Origin of the sequence: Amycolatopsis mediterranei (genome assembly GCF_026017845.1) — a bacterium.
GTDB lineage: Bacteria > Actinomycetota > Actinomycetes > Mycobacteriales > Pseudonocardiaceae > Amycolatopsis > Amycolatopsis mediterranei.
On sequence record NZ_CP100416.1, the window covers coordinates 1,459,896 to 1,475,389 of the forward strand.

Genomic DNA, 15,494 nt, shown 5'->3' on the forward strand with positions numbered 1-15,494 from the left:
GGGTGCGCGGGCATCGGACGACGGTCGCGCGCCGCCCCCCGACTTTCGTCAGGAGCGGCGGCGGGTGTGGCGGGTCGGGACGGCGCCGGCCGGGTCCTCCGGCCAGGGGTGCTTCGGGTAGCGGCCGCGCAGGTCGGCGCGCACGGCCGGGTAGCCGGACGTCCAGAAGGACGCGAGGTCGGCGGTGATCGCCGCGGGCCGGCCGGCGGGGGAGAGCAGGTGCAGCACCACCGGGACGCCGGCGATCACCGGGGTTTCGGTCCAGCCGAAGGTTTCCTGCAGCTTCACGGCGAGCACCGGCTGGTCACCGCGGTAGTCGACGCGGATGTGCGACCCCGACGGCACTTCGAGGCGATCCGGGGCGAGGTCGTCGAGTTTCGCCGCCTCCGGCCAGGGGAGGAGGGCCTTCAGGGCGGTGCCCGCGTTGATGTTCGCCAGGTCCGCCTTCCGGCGGGCGGTGCCGAGGTCCAGCCAGCTGTCCACATCGGACAGGAGGGCGGCGTCGTCGACCGGCGGCCAGGGTGGGCCGAGGACGCGGTGCAGGAAGGCCATCCGCTCGCGCAGGCGGGTCGCGTCCTGGCTCCACTTGAGCAGGCCGAGTCCCTCGGATTTCAGGCCGGCGACCAGGGCGCCGCGGACGTCGGCGTTCTTGAGCGGCTTCTCGGACAGGACGATGGCGCCGAGCTTGCGGACCCGCCGGGCGACGACATCGCCGTCCCAGGTGACTTCGTCCACTTCGGACACTGCGCCGGTGCGGACGGCGAGGGTTTCGTCGGCGGCCGCGGCGAGGCGGATGGTGCCGTGGACGCGGCCGGGATCGCGGGTGGCTTCGGCGATCGCCAGCCATTCGGCGTCGAGGCCGCTGCCGGGCGGGAGTTCGGCGGCGGTGCCGCCGGCCATGAGGTAGACGGGCGCGTCACCCGGACGCCGCTTGGCGAGCCGTTCGGGATGCGCGAGGGCGACGACCAGCGCGGGATCGGCCGGGGCCGGACGCTCGGCCCGCCGTTCCGGGACCAAGCCCTCCAGCCGCCGCGCTTCACGCTTCCAGCGCCGCGCCCCTTCGTCGGTCGCCGAGCGGAGGCGGCGCAGCTCCGCGTGCACGTCCGTCAGCGTTGCGCCCGCGTCCAGCAGCGCCACCACCTCCGCCGCGTTGCGGGCGCCGACTTCGGAAGATCCGTCCAGGAGCGCGCGGGCCAGCCGCGGGTGCAGGCCCAGCTCGGCCATCCGCCGTCCGCGCTGGGTCACCGTGCCGTCCGGGGACGTCGCGCCGAGCGTCACCAGCAGCGCCCGGCCCGCCGCCAGCGCGCCTTCGCCCGGTGGGTCCCACCAGGCGAGCCCGCTGCCGTCGGGGGTCGACCAGCACGCCAGCTCCAGGGCCAGCCGGGCCAGCTCGGCCGTGCGGATTTCCGGCTCGGGGTACGCCGGCAGCGTCGCCTGCTCGTGCTCGGCCCAGCAGCGGTACGCCCGCCCGGGCGCCTCGCGGCCCGCGCGGCCGGACCGCTGCGTGGCCACCGCCGCCGACACCCGGACCGTCGCCAGCCCCGGCAGCCCGCGCCGGTGGTCGACGCGCGGCACGCGCGCCAGGCCCGAGTCCACCACCGCGCGCACACCCGGCACCGTCAGGCTCGACTCCGCCACCGCCGTCGCCAGCACCACCCGCCGCCGGTCACGCGGGCGCAGCGCGTCGTCCTGGTGTGCCGCCGACAACCGGCCGTGCAGCGGGAGAACGTCCACATCGGACAATCGCAACAGTCCCGCCGTCCGGGCGATTTCGCCCGCGCCGGGCAGGAAAGCCAGCACATCGCCGTCGCCCTCGGACAACGCCGTTCGCACCGCCCGCGCGACACACACCTCGACGCGCTCACCGCGCGCGGGCGGGAGGTAGGAGAACTCCACCGGGTACGTCCGCGCCGTGGCCGTCACCACCGGGGCGTCGCCGAGCAGGGCCGCGAGCCGCCCGGACGCGACCGTCGCCGACGTCGCCAGCAGCCGCAGGTCTTCGCGCAGCCCGGCGCGGACGTCCAGGAGCAGCGCGAGCAGCAGGTCGGCGTCCAGGTGCCGCTCGTGGCACTCGTCGAGCAGCACCGTCGAGACGCCGGGCAGTTCCGGATCGCCCTGCACGCGCCGCACCAGCAGCCCCGACGTCACGACCTCGATGCGGGTCCGCGCGCTCACCTTCCGGTCACCGCGCACGGCGTAACCCACCGTCTCGCCGACCGGTTCACCCAGCAGCGCGGCCATCCGCGCCGCCGCCGCGCGCGCCGCCAGCCGCCGCGGCTCGGCGACCACGACCCGGCCTTCGGCCGCCGCCGCCAAGGCGAGCGGGACCAGCGTCGTCTTCCCCGTGCCGGGCGGCGCCACGAGCACCGCCGCGCCGCGTTCGTCGAGCGCGGCGACGACGTCGGGCAGCACGGACCGGACCGGCAGATCGGGGAGCTTCACTTCTGGGTGACCTCGGGGGGTGGGGGCAGCTGGTAACCGGACGGGCCGATGTTCGCGTTGAGCGAGCGCAGCCATTCGCCGGAGGAGATCATCTTCCGGATCGCGTCGTCGACCGCGGCCACCCCCTGGGTGTCGTCCTTGCGCAGGCCGACGCCGTAGCTCTCCTTCGAAAACGGCTTCCCGACGATCTTCAGCAGCTCCGGGTCCCGCGCGACGTAGCCGGCCAGGATCACCGCGTCCGTGGTCACCGCGTCGATCTGCCCGGCGAGCAGGGCGGTTACGCAGTCGGAGTACCGCGGGTACTCGACCAGCTGGACGGCCTGGGCGTACTTGTCCTTCACCTGCTGCGCCGGCGTCGACCCGGTGACCGAGCACAGGCGGCGGCCGTTGAGCGCCTCCGGCCCGGCGATGTCGGCCGACGTCCGCCGCACCAGCAGGTCCTGGCCGGTGGTGAAGTACGGGCCGGCGAACGACACGACCTGCTTGCGCTTGTCGGTGATCGAGTAGCTCGCCACGACCAGGTCGACGGCGCCCGAGGTGAGGTCCGTCTCCCGCGTCGCCGACGTCGTCTCGCGCCACGTGATGTCCTTCGCGGAGACGCCGAGCTCACTCGCGACGAAAGTCGCGACATCGACGTCGAACCCGACGAACCGGCCGTCGACGGTGTGCTCGGAAAGCCCCGGGGCGTCGAACCGGATGCCGATGGTCAGGTGATCCGTGGCACTCGCCCGGGTGACGAGCGAGTCCGTCGGCGAAACCTTCGCCGGCCCGCACGCCGATGCGGTGACCAGCAGCAACACCGAGCCGAGGAGCGTGCGCCACCGCATCCGGCCGCTCCCTCCACCGCTGTCCTGCCTCACGAAGTTCTCAGGTCCCCCCGTTAGCCTAAGTGCGTGGTGCGACCGTCCCAACCCGTGCTGAACACCGTCGGCACGCTCGCCCGGCTCGGGCTCGCGGCCGTCTGGCTCGTTTCCGGTGCGCTCAAGCTGGCGGATCCCGGTCAGACGCTGATCGCCGTGCAGGCGTACCAGGTGCTGCCGGACGCACTCGAAAACGTGGTGGCCATCGCGCTGCCGCTCGTGGAACTCGTGCTCGGGCTGCTGCTGCTCGCGGGCCTGGCCACCCGGTGGGCGGCCGCGGCCGCGCTGGGACTGCTGCTCGTGCTCATCGCCGGCATCGCCCAATCGTGGGCGCGCGGCCTGAGCATCGACTGCGGGTGCTTCGGCGGCGGCGGCCAGGTGGCGGCGGGGCAGACCGAGTACCCGCAGGAGATCCTCCGTGACACGGGGTTCGCGCTGCTCGCCGGCTGGCTGCTGGCGCGTCCGCGCACGTGGCTGTCGCTCGACGGCTGGCTGGGGCGAGGTCGCGGGAACTCGGGCGAGCCCGGGCACGACTACTCGGGTATCGCGGAAGGGAACTGATACACAGTGGGTGGAGCTGAGCGGACCGCTCGGAAGCGTCGTCAGGCGGCGCAGGCCGGTTCGAACGTGGTCGCGCAGGCCAGGGGAGCGTCCGGCGACCGGCGGAAGTGGATCATCGGGGTCGGGGCGGTGGTGGTCGTCGTCGTGCTCGTGATCGGCGGCGTCATCTGGACGATCGCGGACCGGAACCAGACCGAGGGCCAGGTGATCAACTCCGGCGCGTCGACGAGCGCGCTGGCGGGCGATGTCACCCAGAAGCGTGACGGCGTGGTCGCCATCGTGGGCAAGACCGGCGCCAAGGCCTCGATCGACGTCTACGCCGACTTCCTCTGCCCGATCTGCGGCGAGTTCGAGAAGCAGTACAAGGGCCAGGTCGAGCAGGCGATCAACGACGGCAAGCTGCAGGTGCGCTACCACATGGTGCCGCTGCTCAACGAGCGGTCCAGCCCGCCGGGCTACTCGCTCGACTCGGCGAACGCGGCGCTGGCCGCCGCCAACGCCGGCAAGTTCCTGCAGTTCCACGACGCGCTGTTCGCCAACCAGCCCCAAGAGGGCAAGCGCGGCTACGACAAGGCACAGCTGATCGAGCTCGGCAAGAACGTCGGCATCACCGACCCGGCGTTCGCCCAGACCGTCAACGCCGGTACCTACGACCAGCAGCTGAACGCCGCGTTCCAGCAGATCGAGAACGACCCGAAGCTGGCGCAGGACTTCGGCGGCGGGCAGTCCGGGTTCGGCACGCCGACGGTCACCGCGAACGGCTCGATCGTGTCCTGGCAGGACCCGGACTGGCTCAAGAAGGTCCTCGGCTGACGCCGGGCAATTCGCCCACCCGGGTACGGACCGTCGACTAGGCTGGCTCCCGCACGACATCTCTTCGGGGGTCCGGGTGGCGGAGCCCCTGGCCCGGGCGAAGCCCGGATGTCACAGGGAACCGGGGGTGCCGCGCGTACGTCGCACCTCCGGTGACAGGGAGGGCCAGTGGACGGTTCGGGGTTTCACGTCGATGAGGGCGCGTACACGCGGTACGCGCGCGAAGTCGACCCGCTCGGTGAAGACGTCAAGGGTGCGGCCGAGAAGCACGTCGGCCCGCACGTGACGCTCGGCGGCCACGGCTTTTCCGAAATGGGCGGCGAGTCCGGCTTCTCCGGCGCCTACAGCGGCCGGATGCGGGCGTTGCAGGAGAAGCTGCACCGCGTCGGCGGCAGCTGGCGGCAGGTCGGCGAGGCCGCCCGGCAGACCGATCGCAACTACGCGGCGGTCGAGGGTGAGCACGGCGACGTCCTCCGGAGACTCGGTGGCGAGGCGTGACCGAGCACACCGATCACCTGGTCCGGCACGGCCTCGACACGACGAACCAGTTCGCGCACAAGCTGCGCCACGACCCCGTCGCCATCACCGGCGCGCGGGACGCGCACGTCGCACTGCGGACGTCGGTGGGCCGCACTCGTGACGTCGCTTCGGAGCAGCGCGTTTCGCTGGCTTCGGCCAGCTCCGGCTCGACGACCGACCGCGCCACGGCGACGTCGCAGAGCCTGGAGAAGGAGGTCCAGGACCTCCTCGACGAGAGCGCCGAGATCGAGAAGGCCGTCGCGGAGGCGGCCGAGACGCTGCACGTCGGCGAGATCAAGAACGACCAGGTCCGCGACCAGATCATCAAAGAGATCTCCGCGTCGATGAAGGCGCTCGAAGCGGTGAAGACCATCCAGCCGCCCGAGAGCCGCGGCGCCGCTTCGCGCGACATCCTGCTGAAGCTGCAGACCAAGATCAGCCAGCTGACGGGCCAGGCCGCGGCGTTCAGCGAGCAGACGATCAACGACCTGACCGCCATCGGCACCCGGCTCGGCGGCGACCAGTCGACGTCGGCTTCTTCGGCCGCTTCCCCGACCAAGGTCGGGTCGTCGTTCAACAGCAACAGCGGGTACTCCGGCGGTTCGGACGGCGGCGGGGGAGGTGGTGGCGGCGGTGGCGGCGGTGGCGCCGTCCACAAGCCGCGGCTGCCGGTCGCGATCCCGCCGCAGCCCGGCAGCGGCGTCGCGATCAACCTGCCCGGCGGCAAGCAGGTGATGGCGCCGAACGAAACCGCGGCGAAGGCCGTGCGCAACGCGCTTTCCCAGCTCGGCGTGCCGTACGTGTGGGGCGGCACCGCCCGCGGGGTCGGCCTCGACTGCAGCGGGCTGACCATGACGTCGTACCAGGACGCCGGCTTGCAGCTGCCGCGGACGGCGGCGCAGCAGACGGTCGGGGCCGAGGTGCCCTCGATCGACCAGCTGCTGCCCGGCGACCTGGTGGTGTGGTCCGGGCACGTGGCGATGGTGATCGGCGACGGCCAGATGATCGAGGCGGGCGACCCGGTGCAGATCAGCAAGATCCGCACCACGAACGCCGGACAGTCGTTCATCGGCTTCTACCGGCCGACGGGGTGAGCGGTGGCTGAATTCGACATCGACCTGGCGTCCGCGCGGATCGCCGAGCAGGCGGAACGCGCGGGCGCGGACGTTTCCGCGCGCCTGGCCCGCTCCGGCCCGGTGGTGGGCAAGGCGGAGGCCGACGGCATCGAGGTCCAGGTGGCGCCCGGCGGGTTGCTGACCGGCTTGTCGATTCACCGATCGGCGCTGCGGCACGGATCCGCGGTGCTCGCCGACCGGATCTTCGAGCTGGCCCAGCGCGCGACCCGCCGCGCGGGCGACCGGATGTACCACGCGCTCTCGCCCGTCGTCGACCGCGAACAGCTGGAAACCCTGGGCTACGAACCGATCCCGGACGACGACCCGGACGCCGAGACGTACTCGTACGGAGGAGGGCCGAGGTGATCACGACCCGTCAGCTGATCGCCCAGGCCCGGGCCCGCGAGGAGGCGATGGCCCGGGTGGAGGAGCTGCTCGCGTCGGCTTCCGGTACGGCCCACGACCTCGACGGCCAGGTCGAGGTGACGGTCGACGCCCGCGGGAAGCTCCTGCGGCTGTGGCTGGCCCCTTCGGCGGTGGAGCTGGGCGAGCGGCTGGGGCCGTTGGTGGTGGAGATCGCCCAGGCGGCGATGCGCGAGGCCACCCAGGACGGCTACAACAAGGTGGCCTTGCTGCTCGGCGAAGACATGACGGCCATGATCGAGCAGATGACCGGCGTGCCGGCGCCGGCCCGGGCGGAGGACGACGACCCGGGCATGACGGTCGAGGAGTTCCAGCGGCAGCGGGCCGAGCGGCTGGGGGCTGCGCCGCCCGAACCCGAGCCCGCTTCGAGCGTCGAGGACGAGGACGCGTACTGGGAGTCCTTCGATCCGGCTTCGCTGCGCTCGGACCGCTAAGCGACCCCGGCCATGAACTCGGCGAAGAGGCGGCCCGCCGCGGCCGAGGTGAACTGGCGTTCCAGCTCCGCACGAGCGACCCGCTTGCGGAACTCTCCCGCGTAGGAGGCGTCACCGGCGTCGTGCATGATGTCGGTGATCCACGCCGCGAAGGCCTGGTAGTTCCAGACGTGGCTCAGGCACGTTTCGGAATAGCTGTCGAGCAGGCTCGGATCGTTCTCCTTCGCCTGCCGGATGACGCCGCGCGCGAAGACCTCGGCGTCGAACAGAGCGAGGTGGATTCCCTTGGCGCTCATCGGCGGAACGATGTGCGCCGCGTCCCCGAGCAGGTGGAGCTTGCCGCTCTGCATCGGACTGTGGACCACGTTCCGCAGCGGCACCAGCCGCTTGTCGGCGATCCGGCCGGACGCGACCGGCCGGCCGAACCGGGCTTCCAGCTCGCTCCAGACGCGCTCGTCCGGCCACTGCGCGAGGTCGTCGTCGAGCGCGCACTGGAGGTAGGTGCGGCTGGCGTGCGGGCCGCGGGGGAGCATCCCCGCGAGGCCGCGGGAATGGATCGCCATGCCCGACGGGTTCGCGGGCACCTCGGCCAGGACGCTCAGCCAGGCGTAGCCGTATTCGCGCGAGTACCGGGTGAGGACGCCGGCGGGGAACGCGGTCCGGCTGACCCCGCGGTCGCCGTCGCAGCCGGCGATGAAGCCGGCAGTGACGACGTTGTCCCCGTAGCGCACGACGGGGTGCTCGAGGTTTTCCAGAGTGATGCTGTCGGCCTCGAACCGGAGGTCGCCGCCGGCGCGGAGGAAGGCGTCCGTGAGGTTCCGGACGAGGACCTGCTGGGGAAGGAAGACGCTGTCGTTGTCGTCGGCGGAGAAGTCGATCGGCAGCTCCTCGCCGTCGAGGAAGAAACCGGCGTCGACCTCGGTCGGGGCGTCGTGCGCCAGCACCTCTTCGAGCCCCCACTCGCGGAACATGCGGACGCCGCGGCTGTCGATGGTCCCGGCTCGTTGCCGCTGCTCGACGTGCTCCCGGCCGTACTTCTCGAGGATGACGCAGTCGATCCCGTTGCGCAGCAGGATGTTCCCGAGGGTGAGCCCGGCGACCCCGGCCCCGACGATGACGACGGTGGTGTGTTCGGTCATGGCTCCACTGTGGCTCCGGCGGCGGCCACCACCCACCGGGGAACGGACAGCGGGTACCGGAAACCCGCCAATTCACCGCGGCCGGTTCAGCCCGGCCTGGTACCGGCCGGGTGTCCGGCCGACGACCTCGGTGAAGGCGTCGATGAAGCTCGACGGGTTGGACCACCCGCACGCCATCGCGGTGTCGGTCACGGACCGGCCTTCGGTCAGGTGGACCAGGGCGTGGTGGATGCGCAGGATGGTCCGCCAGCGGAGGAAGCTCATGCCGAGCTCCGCCTGGAACAGGCGGTTGAGGGTGCGTTCGCTCGCCCCGGCCGCCCGGCCCAGTTCGGCCAGGGTCGTGGTCCGCGCGGGCTCGGCGTGCAGGAGGTCGGTGGCGGTGCGCAGCCGGTCGTCGCGGGGTTCGGGCAGGTGCAGGGCCTGTTCCGGCGGGCAAGCGAGCTCGTCGATCACGACGGCGCGCAGCCGCCGGTGCGCGCCGGGCTTGCTCTCCCGCGGGTCGGTCAGCGCCAGGAGGGCCTCTCGCAGGAGCGGGCTCACCGCGAACACGCCGGGGTGGGCGAGGAGCTCGCCGCACAGGCCGGCCGGGATGACGACGAGCCGGAAGTCGGTCCGGCCGTAGCAGCGGTGGGAGTGGTCGAACCCGGGCGGCGTCCACGTGACCCGGTCGGCGGGGGCGACCCAGGTCCCGAGCGCGGTGGTCGTGGCGAAGCCGCCGGCGGCCGCGTACACCAGCTGGCCGTCGGCGTGGCGGTGGGTGCCGAGGTGGAAGCCGTGCGGCAGCCGGCCTTTCCCCTCCGGTGTCGCCCCGGGAGGAGGAGTGAGGTGGCGGGTTTCCGGCATCGATCCCGAGCCTACCGGGGAAGCGACGCGGTGGCCCTCATCCCCATTGGGCCGTCGAGTTCGCGCCGTCCAGGGATTCGCGGATGATGTCCGCGTGGCCGGCGTGCTGGGCCGTCTCGTGGATCAGGTGCAGCACGATCCGGCGGGCCGACCAGAACTGCGGTTCCGGGGGTGACCACGGTGTGGCCGGCAGCTGCACCTCGATGTCCAGTGAAGGCAGCGAAGCCACGTACTCGTCCGTCGCGGCGGCGGCCTCCGCGTAAGCCGCGAGCCAGTGGGACAGCGTTTCGCTCATCGTGTACTGGTACGTGTCCAGCATGCCGTCCGGCAGCGAGCCGTCGGCCGTCCGCAGGACTTGCAGCCACAGGCGCTCGCCCGTGGCCAGGTGGCGGATCAAGCCGCCCAGGGTCAGCTCGCTGACCGTCGTGCGCTTGGCCGCGTCGGCGTCCGTGAGGTCGCGCACCGGGATCAGCAAGCGTTTGCGGGCTTCGGCCAAGAGGCCCAGGAGGTCTTCGTGTTCGCGCGTCATGACGACACCGTAAGACCGAATTAGGCCAGTTCCCGGCCGGAACCGGCGGTCCCGCTGAGCGGAAACCGAGTTCGGGCAGAGGTCTGGACCAACCCCTAACGGCTATGTATTAATTCAAGGCGTGAATTTTGGTCTCTCGACGAGGAGGACCCGGATGCGCCTCGGACGCAGGCTGGGCATCGGCGCGCTGGCCGTGGGGTTGCTGCTGACGCCGGGAACGCCGGCACTGGCCGGGAACGGCCCGGCCTACAAGGATTCCTGGCGGCCCGTGAAGGTCCGGGTGGCCGACCTGCTGTCCCGGATGTCCCTCGACGACAAGCTCGGCCAGATGATGCAGGCCGAACGGCTCGGGGTCAAAAGCCCGGCCGACGTGACCACCGGACGGCTCGGCTCGCTGCTCTCCGGCGGCAGCTCGCAGCCGACCCCGAACACGCCCGTCACCTGGGCCGACATGTACGACGGCTTCCAGAAGGCCGCGCTCGCCACCCCGCTGGGCATTCCGCTGATCTACGGTGTCGACGCCGTCCACGGCCACAACGGCCTCTACGGCGCCACCGTCTTCCCGCACAACATCGGCCTCGGCGCGACGCGCGATCCGCGGCTGGTCGAGAAGATCGGCCGCGCCACCGCGGAAGAGGTCTCCGGCACCGGGATCGACTGGGACTTCGCGCCCTGCCTGTGCGTCGCGCGCAACGACCGCTGGGGCCGGACCTACGAGTCCTTCGGCGAGGTGCCGCAGCTCGCCACGCAGATGACGTCGATCATCACCGGCCTGCAAGGAACCGCGCTGAATCGGCCGGGCTCGGTGATGGCCACCGCCAAGCACTACGTCGGTGACGGCGGCACGACCGGCGGCGTCAACGAAGGCAACACCGAAATCAGCGAGCAGGAGCTGCGCACGATCCACCTGCCGCCGTTCAAGGCCGCGGTCCAGCGCGGGGTCGGCTCGGTGATGATCTCCTACAGCAGCTGGAACAGCGTCAAGCTGCACGCGAACTCCTACTTGATCAACGACGTCCTCAAGAAGGAACTCGGGTTCAGCGGAATCGTCGTCTCCGACTACAACGGCGTCGACAAGATCGACGGCAAGAGCGGGTTCACCCCCGACGAGGTCGAGGCCGCCGTCAACGCCGGCATCGACATGGTGATGGTGCCCTACGAGTGGCAGAAGTTCATCGACACGCTGCGGTCGCTGGTGGAACAAGGCCGCGTGCCGATGTCCCGGATCGACGACGCCAACCGCCGCATCCTCACCAAGAAGTTCGAGCTCGGCCTGTTCGAGCACCCGCTGACCGACCGGCGGTTCCTGGCCACCATCGGCAGCAAGCCGCACCGCGACCTCGCGCGCCAGGCCGTGCGGGAATCCCAGGTGCTGCTGAAGAACGAGGGGCACGTCCTGCCGCTTTCCAAGCGGGGCAGCAAGATCTTCGTGGCCGGCAAGAACGCCGACGACCTCGGCAACCAGTCCGGCGGCTGGACGGTCGGCTGGCAGGGCACCAGTGGCCCGGTCATCCCGGGCACCACCATCCTGCAGGGCATCGAACAGAAGTCCTCGGCGGTGACCTACGCCAAGGACGGCACCGGGATCGACAAGAGCTACGACGTCGCCGTCGCGGTCGTGGGGGAGACGCCGTACGCCGAGGGCAAGGGCGACCGGCCGCAGGGGATGGGGCTGGACGCCACCGACCTCGCCACGCTGCAGAAGCTGAAGGACTCGGGCGTGCCGACGGTGGTCGTGCTGGTGTCCGGGCGCCAGCTCGACATCGCCGCGCAGCTGCCGGACTGGGCCGGGCTCGTCGAGTCGTGGCTGCCGGGCAGCGAAGGCCAGGGCGTCGCCGATGTCCTCTTCGGCGACTACCACCCGACCGGCAAGCTGCCGGTGACCTGGATGCGCAGCGCCGACCAGCAGCCGATCAACGCCGGCGACGGCAAACCCGCGCTGTTCCCGTTCGGCTTCGGCCTGCGGTACCCGCACCGCCCCTGGTGATCCCGTTCCCCACCGGAAAGGTCCGCCCATGAGATCCCGCCGTCCGCTGCTCCGGATCCTGGCCTTCTTCGCCGCCTGCCTGGGGTTGAGCCTGGGCGCTCCGCCCGTGCACGCCGCGACCCCGTTCAAGGTTCTGGCGTTCTACAGCGGCACGTACGACGCCGCGCACATCAGCTTCGAGAAGGAAGCGAACGTCTGGTTCCCGCAGCAGGCGGCGGCCAACGGCTTCACCTACACCGCGACGACCAACTGGAACCAGCTCACCACCCTCACCCCGGACCAGTACCAGGTGGTGCTGTTCCTCGACGACCAGCCGCAGTCGCAGGCGCAGTTCCAGGGCTTCCAGCGGTACATGCAGGCCGGCGGCGCGTTCTTCGGCTTCCACGTCACCGCCTACAACGACAGCTCGACGCCGTCGTACGCGAACTGGTTCCACAACGACTTCCTCGGCACCGGCCGGTTCACGTCGAACACGTGGGGCCCGACGCCGGAGACCCTGAAGATCGAGAACCGCACGCACCCGTCGACGGTGAACCTGCCGGCGACGATCCGGTCGTCGACGTCGGAGTGGTACGCGTGGCAGAACGACCTGCGCCAGAACGGCAACATCACCATCCTGGCGTCGATGGACTCCGCCACCTTCCCGATCGGCACCGACCCGAACCAGACCTGGTACAGCGGCTACTACCCGATCGCGTGGACGAACAAGAACTACAAGATGCTCTACGCCAACTTCGGCCACAACGCGATGAACTACGAGACGAACACCGCGCTGTCCTCGACGTTCGAGAGTGCCGACCAGAACCGGTTCGTGCTCGACGGCCTGAAGTGGCTCGGCGGCGGCTCGACCGGGCCGACCGACCCGGGCACGATCGACCCCGCGGCCTTCTACGCGGTGACGAACAAGGCGTCCGGCAAGTGCGTCGACGCCCGCGCGGCCGGCAGCGCCAACGGCACGGTGATCCAGCAGTACACCTGCAACGGCACCGCGGCCCAGCAGTACCAGTTCGCCCCGACCAGCGGCGGCTACGACCGGATCAACAACCGGACGAACCCGGCCGAGGTCATCGACGTCACCGACGTCTCGACCGCGGACAACGCCGGGCTGCAGCTGTGGTCCTACAGCGGCGGCGGCAACCAGCAGTGGCAGCCGGTGTCCGAGGGCGGCGGCTACTACCACTTCGTCGCCCGCCACAGCGGCAAGTGCCTGACCGTGCCGGGCTCGTCCACCGCGGACAGCGTCCAGCTGGTCCAGGCGGCCTGCAGCGGCAGCGCCGCTCAGTCGTTCAAGGTCGCCTAGCCGGGCCGTGCGGGGCCACCTGCCGAGGTGGCCCCGCACGGATCAGCCGCGTTCGACGAGGTGGCCCACCACGTCCGGGCCGGGGTGGGCGTGGCCAGAGCCGTCGCGGCGGACGTCGATCTCCGGCAGTTCCACCGGGTCGCCGTTGCGCGCCGCGGCCGCCGGGCGCGGGCCGATCCACGCCACCCGCAACGCCGTTTCGCCCTTGAGGAACCGCTGGGCGCGGACGCCGCCGGTCGCGCGGCCCTTCGCCGGGTACTCGCTGAACGGCGTCACCTTCACGCTCAGGCCCGTCGCGGTGATCACCATCGGCTCGCCGTGCTCGTCGTCGTCCGTGCGGACCGCGCCGAAGAACACCACCGAAGCGTCGCCGCTCAGGTTCATGCCCGCCATGCCGCCGCCCTTCAGGCCCTGCGGGCGGACCAGGGACGCCGCGTACTTCAGCAGTGATGCCTCCGACGACACGAACGCCAGCGTCTCCGAGCCGTCCGTCAGCCAGGTCGCGCCGACGACCTCGTCGCCGTCCTTCAACGAGATCACCTCGAACTCGTCCGAGCGGACCGGCCACTCCGGCGAACAGATCTTCACGACGCCGGCCCGGGTGCCGAGCGCCAGGCCCGGCGAGCCCGCCGCCTGCTCGCCCAGCGGCGCGATCCCGACGACCGTCTCGCCCTTCTCCAGCGGCACCAGTTCCTTCGCCGCCATGCCGCCGCGCAGCGACACCGTGCCCGCCTGCTCGGGCAGCACCGGCAGCGGCAGCACGTCGGTCTTGAACGCCCGGCCGCGGCTGGTCACCAGCAGGATCTGCCCGCGCGCGGTCGTGTGGACCAGGGCCGCCACCGCGTCGTGCTTCACGCGGCCGTTGCGGCGACGGGTCTCGGTCGCTTCCTCGGACTCGGCCGCGGTGCGCGCCACCAGCCCGGTCGCCGACAGGATCACCTGGCACGGGTCGTCCGCGACTTCGAGGGGCCCGGACGGCTTCGACGCGGCCAGGACCTCCTTCAGGTCGCCGTCGATCAGCGCGGTGCGGCGCTCGGTCGGGAAGTCCTTCGCGATCTTCGCCAGCTCCGCCGAGACGAGCTTCTTGAGCACCGACTCGTCGTCGAGGATCTTGGACAGCTCGGCGATCTCCTCGCGCAGCCGCTCCTGCTCCGACTCCAGCTCCAGCCGGTCGTACTTGGTCAGCCGGCGCAGCGGCGTGTCCAGGATGTACGTCGCCTGGATCTCCGACAGCTTGAAGCGCGTCATCAGGCCGTCCTTCGCGGCCTGCGCGTTCTCGCTTTCGCGGATGAGCCGGATCACCTTGTCGATGTTCAGCAGCGCGATCAGCAGGCCGTCGACCAGGTGCAGGCGCTCTTCACGTTTGCGGCGCCGGTACTTCGTGCGCCGCGTGACGACGTCGTAGCGGTGGCGGAGGAAGACCTCCAGGAGTTCCTTCAGGCCCAGGGTCTGCGGCTGGCCGTCGACGAGGACCAGGTTGTTGATGCCGAACGACTGCTCCAGCGGGGTCAGCCGGTAGAGGTCGGCGAGCAGCGCCTGCGGGTTGACGCCGACCTTGCACTCGATGACCAGCCGCGTGCCGTTCTCGCGGTCGGTGAGGTCCTTGACGTCGGCGATGCCGGTGAGCCGCTTGGACTTGTTGACCTCGTCGGTGATCTTCTCGATCACCTTCTCCGGCCCGACGCCGTAGGGCAGCTCGGTGACGGTGATCGCCTGCCGCCCGCGGCTGCCCTCCAGGGGCCCGGTCTCGCAGTTCGCCCGCATCCGGACGACGCCGCGGCCGGTCTCGTACGCGCGGCGGACCTCGTCGAGGCCCAGGAGGCTGCCGCCGGTCGGCAGGTCGGGGCCGGGCACGAACTCCATCAGCTTGTCGAGCGTCGCCGAGGGGTGTGTGATCAGCCACCGCGCCGCGGCGATGACCTCGCCGAGGTTGTGCGGGATCATGTTGGTCGCCATCCCGACCGCGATCCCGGAGGTGCCGTTGACCAGCAGGTTCGGGAACGCCGCCGGCAGCACGGACGGCTCTTCGAGCGAACCGTCGTAGTTCGGCCGGAAGTCGACGGTGTCCTCGCCGAGCTCGCCGACCAGCTGCATCGCTTCGGGCGACATCCGGGCTTCCGTGTATCGGCTCGCGGCCGGTCCGTCGTCTGGGCTACCGAAGTTGCCGTGGCCGTCGATCAGCGGGACGTTCAGCGAGAAGTCCTGCGCCAGCCGCACCATCGCGTCGTAGATCGCGACGTCGCCGTGCGGGTGGTACTTGCCCATCACGTCGCCGACCACGCGTGACGACTTCACGTACGCGTGCGTCGGGCGGTAGCCGTTCTCGTTCATCGAGTACAGGATCCGGCGGTGCACCGGCTTGAGCCCGTCCCGTGCGTCCGGCAGGGCGCGCGAGTGGATGACCGAGTACGCGTACTCCAGGTACGAGTCTTCGATCTCCGTCTTCAGCGGGTTCTCGAAGACCTGCGCCCCGGCGGCGTCGAACGCGCTCGGATCGACCTTGGTGGTGGTGCCCTTGCGGCGTGCCAC

At 71.2% G+C, this 15,494-nt stretch carries 14 protein-coding genes; 8 read left to right on the top strand and 6 right to left on the bottom strand.

Annotated features, from left to right (window positions below; genetic code table 11):
* Positions 1 to 48: 48 nt before the first annotated feature.
* Both hrpB and ISP_RS07025 read right to left on the bottom strand, forming a co-directional pair.
* On the bottom strand, positions 49 to 2,442 hold the full coding sequence (gene hrpB / locus ISP_RS07020; RefSeq protein ID WP_013223186.1) for an ATP-dependent helicase HrpB: 2,394 nt from the start codon (positions 2,440 to 2,442) through the stop codon (positions 49 to 51).
* A complete protein-coding gene (locus tag ISP_RS07025; RefSeq protein ID WP_013223187.1) occupies positions 2,439 to 3,269 on the bottom strand; it encodes a glutamate ABC transporter substrate-binding protein in 831 nt (276 codons plus the stop codon). Before ISP_RS07025 ends, hrpB begins: the two co-directional genes overlap by 4 nt.
* 87 nt (positions 3,270 to 3,356) lie before the next feature.
* Here ISP_RS07025 and ISP_RS07030 point away from each other — a divergent pair, with 87 nt between their 5' ends.
* The 6 genes from ISP_RS07030 (at position 3,357) to ISP_RS07055 (ending at position 7,167) form a co-directional block, all read left to right on the top strand.
* Positions 3,357 to 3,863, top strand: a complete 507-nt coding sequence (locus ISP_RS07030; RefSeq protein WP_013223188.1) for a MauE/DoxX family redox-associated membrane protein — start codon at positions 3,357 to 3,359, stop codon at positions 3,861 to 3,863.
* Between the two features lie 66 nt (positions 3,864 to 3,929).
* Positions 3,930 to 4,676 (top strand): DsbA family protein, encoded by a 747-nt coding sequence (locus ISP_RS07035; protein WP_013223189.1) that lies wholly within the window; start codon positions 3,930 to 3,932, stop codon positions 4,674 to 4,676.
* Between the two features lie 168 nt (positions 4,677 to 4,844).
* Positions 4,845 to 5,174, top strand: a complete 330-nt coding sequence (locus ISP_RS07040) for a hypothetical protein (protein WP_013223190.1) — start codon at positions 4,845 to 4,847, stop codon at positions 5,172 to 5,174.
* The gene (locus tag ISP_RS07045) at positions 5,171 to 6,289 is read left to right on the top strand and encodes a C40 family peptidase (RefSeq protein WP_013223191.1); all 1,119 of its coding nucleotides are present in this window, start codon (positions 5,171 to 5,173) and stop codon (positions 6,287 to 6,289) included. The genes ISP_RS07040 and ISP_RS07045 overlap by 4 nt, the downstream gene beginning before the upstream one ends.
* 3 nt (positions 6,290 to 6,292) lie before the next feature.
* Positions 6,293 to 6,676 carry a hypothetical protein gene (locus ISP_RS07050; protein ID WP_013223192.1) on the top strand — a complete coding sequence of 128 codons (384 nt, stop codon included), beginning with the start codon at positions 6,293 to 6,295 and terminating at the stop codon, positions 6,674 to 6,676.
* Entirely contained in the window at positions 6,673 to 7,167 is a 495-nt protein-coding gene (locus ISP_RS07055; protein ID WP_013223193.1) for a YbaB/EbfC family nucleoid-associated protein, read from the top strand. The genes ISP_RS07050 and ISP_RS07055 overlap by 4 nt, the downstream gene beginning before the upstream one ends.
* On the opposite strand, the gene ISP_RS07060 is transcribed toward ISP_RS07055, so the two are convergent.
* From ISP_RS07060 to ISP_RS07070, 3 genes are all read right to left on the bottom strand, one after another.
* Entirely contained in the window at positions 7,164 to 8,306 is a 1,143-nt protein-coding gene (locus ISP_RS07060) for a 4-hydroxybenzoate 3-monooxygenase (RefSeq protein WP_013223194.1), read from the bottom strand. The two genes, ISP_RS07055 and ISP_RS07060, sit on opposite strands and share 4 nt — an antisense overlap.
* Before the next feature lie 72 nt (positions 8,307 to 8,378).
* A complete protein-coding gene (locus ISP_RS07065; RefSeq protein WP_013223195.1) occupies positions 8,379 to 9,149 on the bottom strand; it encodes a helix-turn-helix domain-containing protein in 771 nt (256 codons plus the stop codon).
* 37 nt (positions 9,150 to 9,186) lie between these two features.
* Entirely contained in the window at positions 9,187 to 9,678 is a 492-nt protein-coding gene (locus ISP_RS07070; protein WP_013223196.1) for a mycothiol transferase, read from the bottom strand.
* Positions 9,679 to 9,832: 154 nt separating this feature from the next.
* Here ISP_RS07070 and ISP_RS07075 point away from each other — a divergent pair, with 154 nt between their 5' ends.
* The gene (locus ISP_RS07075; protein ID WP_013223197.1) at positions 9,833 to 11,665 is read left to right on the top strand and encodes a glycoside hydrolase family 3 protein; all 1,833 of its coding nucleotides are present in this window, start codon (positions 9,833 to 9,835) and stop codon (positions 11,663 to 11,665) included.
* A 28-nt stretch (positions 11,666 to 11,693) separates the two neighbouring features.
* A complete protein-coding gene (locus tag ISP_RS07080; protein ID WP_013223198.1) occupies positions 11,694 to 12,965 on the top strand; it encodes an RICIN domain-containing protein in 1,272 nt (423 codons plus the stop codon).
* 42 nt (positions 12,966 to 13,007) lie between these two features.
* Here ISP_RS07080 and ISP_RS07085 read toward each other — a convergent pair whose 3' ends face one another.
* Positions 13,008 to 15,494, bottom strand: a complete 2,487-nt coding sequence (locus ISP_RS07085) for a DNA gyrase/topoisomerase IV subunit A (RefSeq protein ID WP_013223199.1) — start codon at positions 15,492 to 15,494, stop codon at positions 13,008 to 13,010.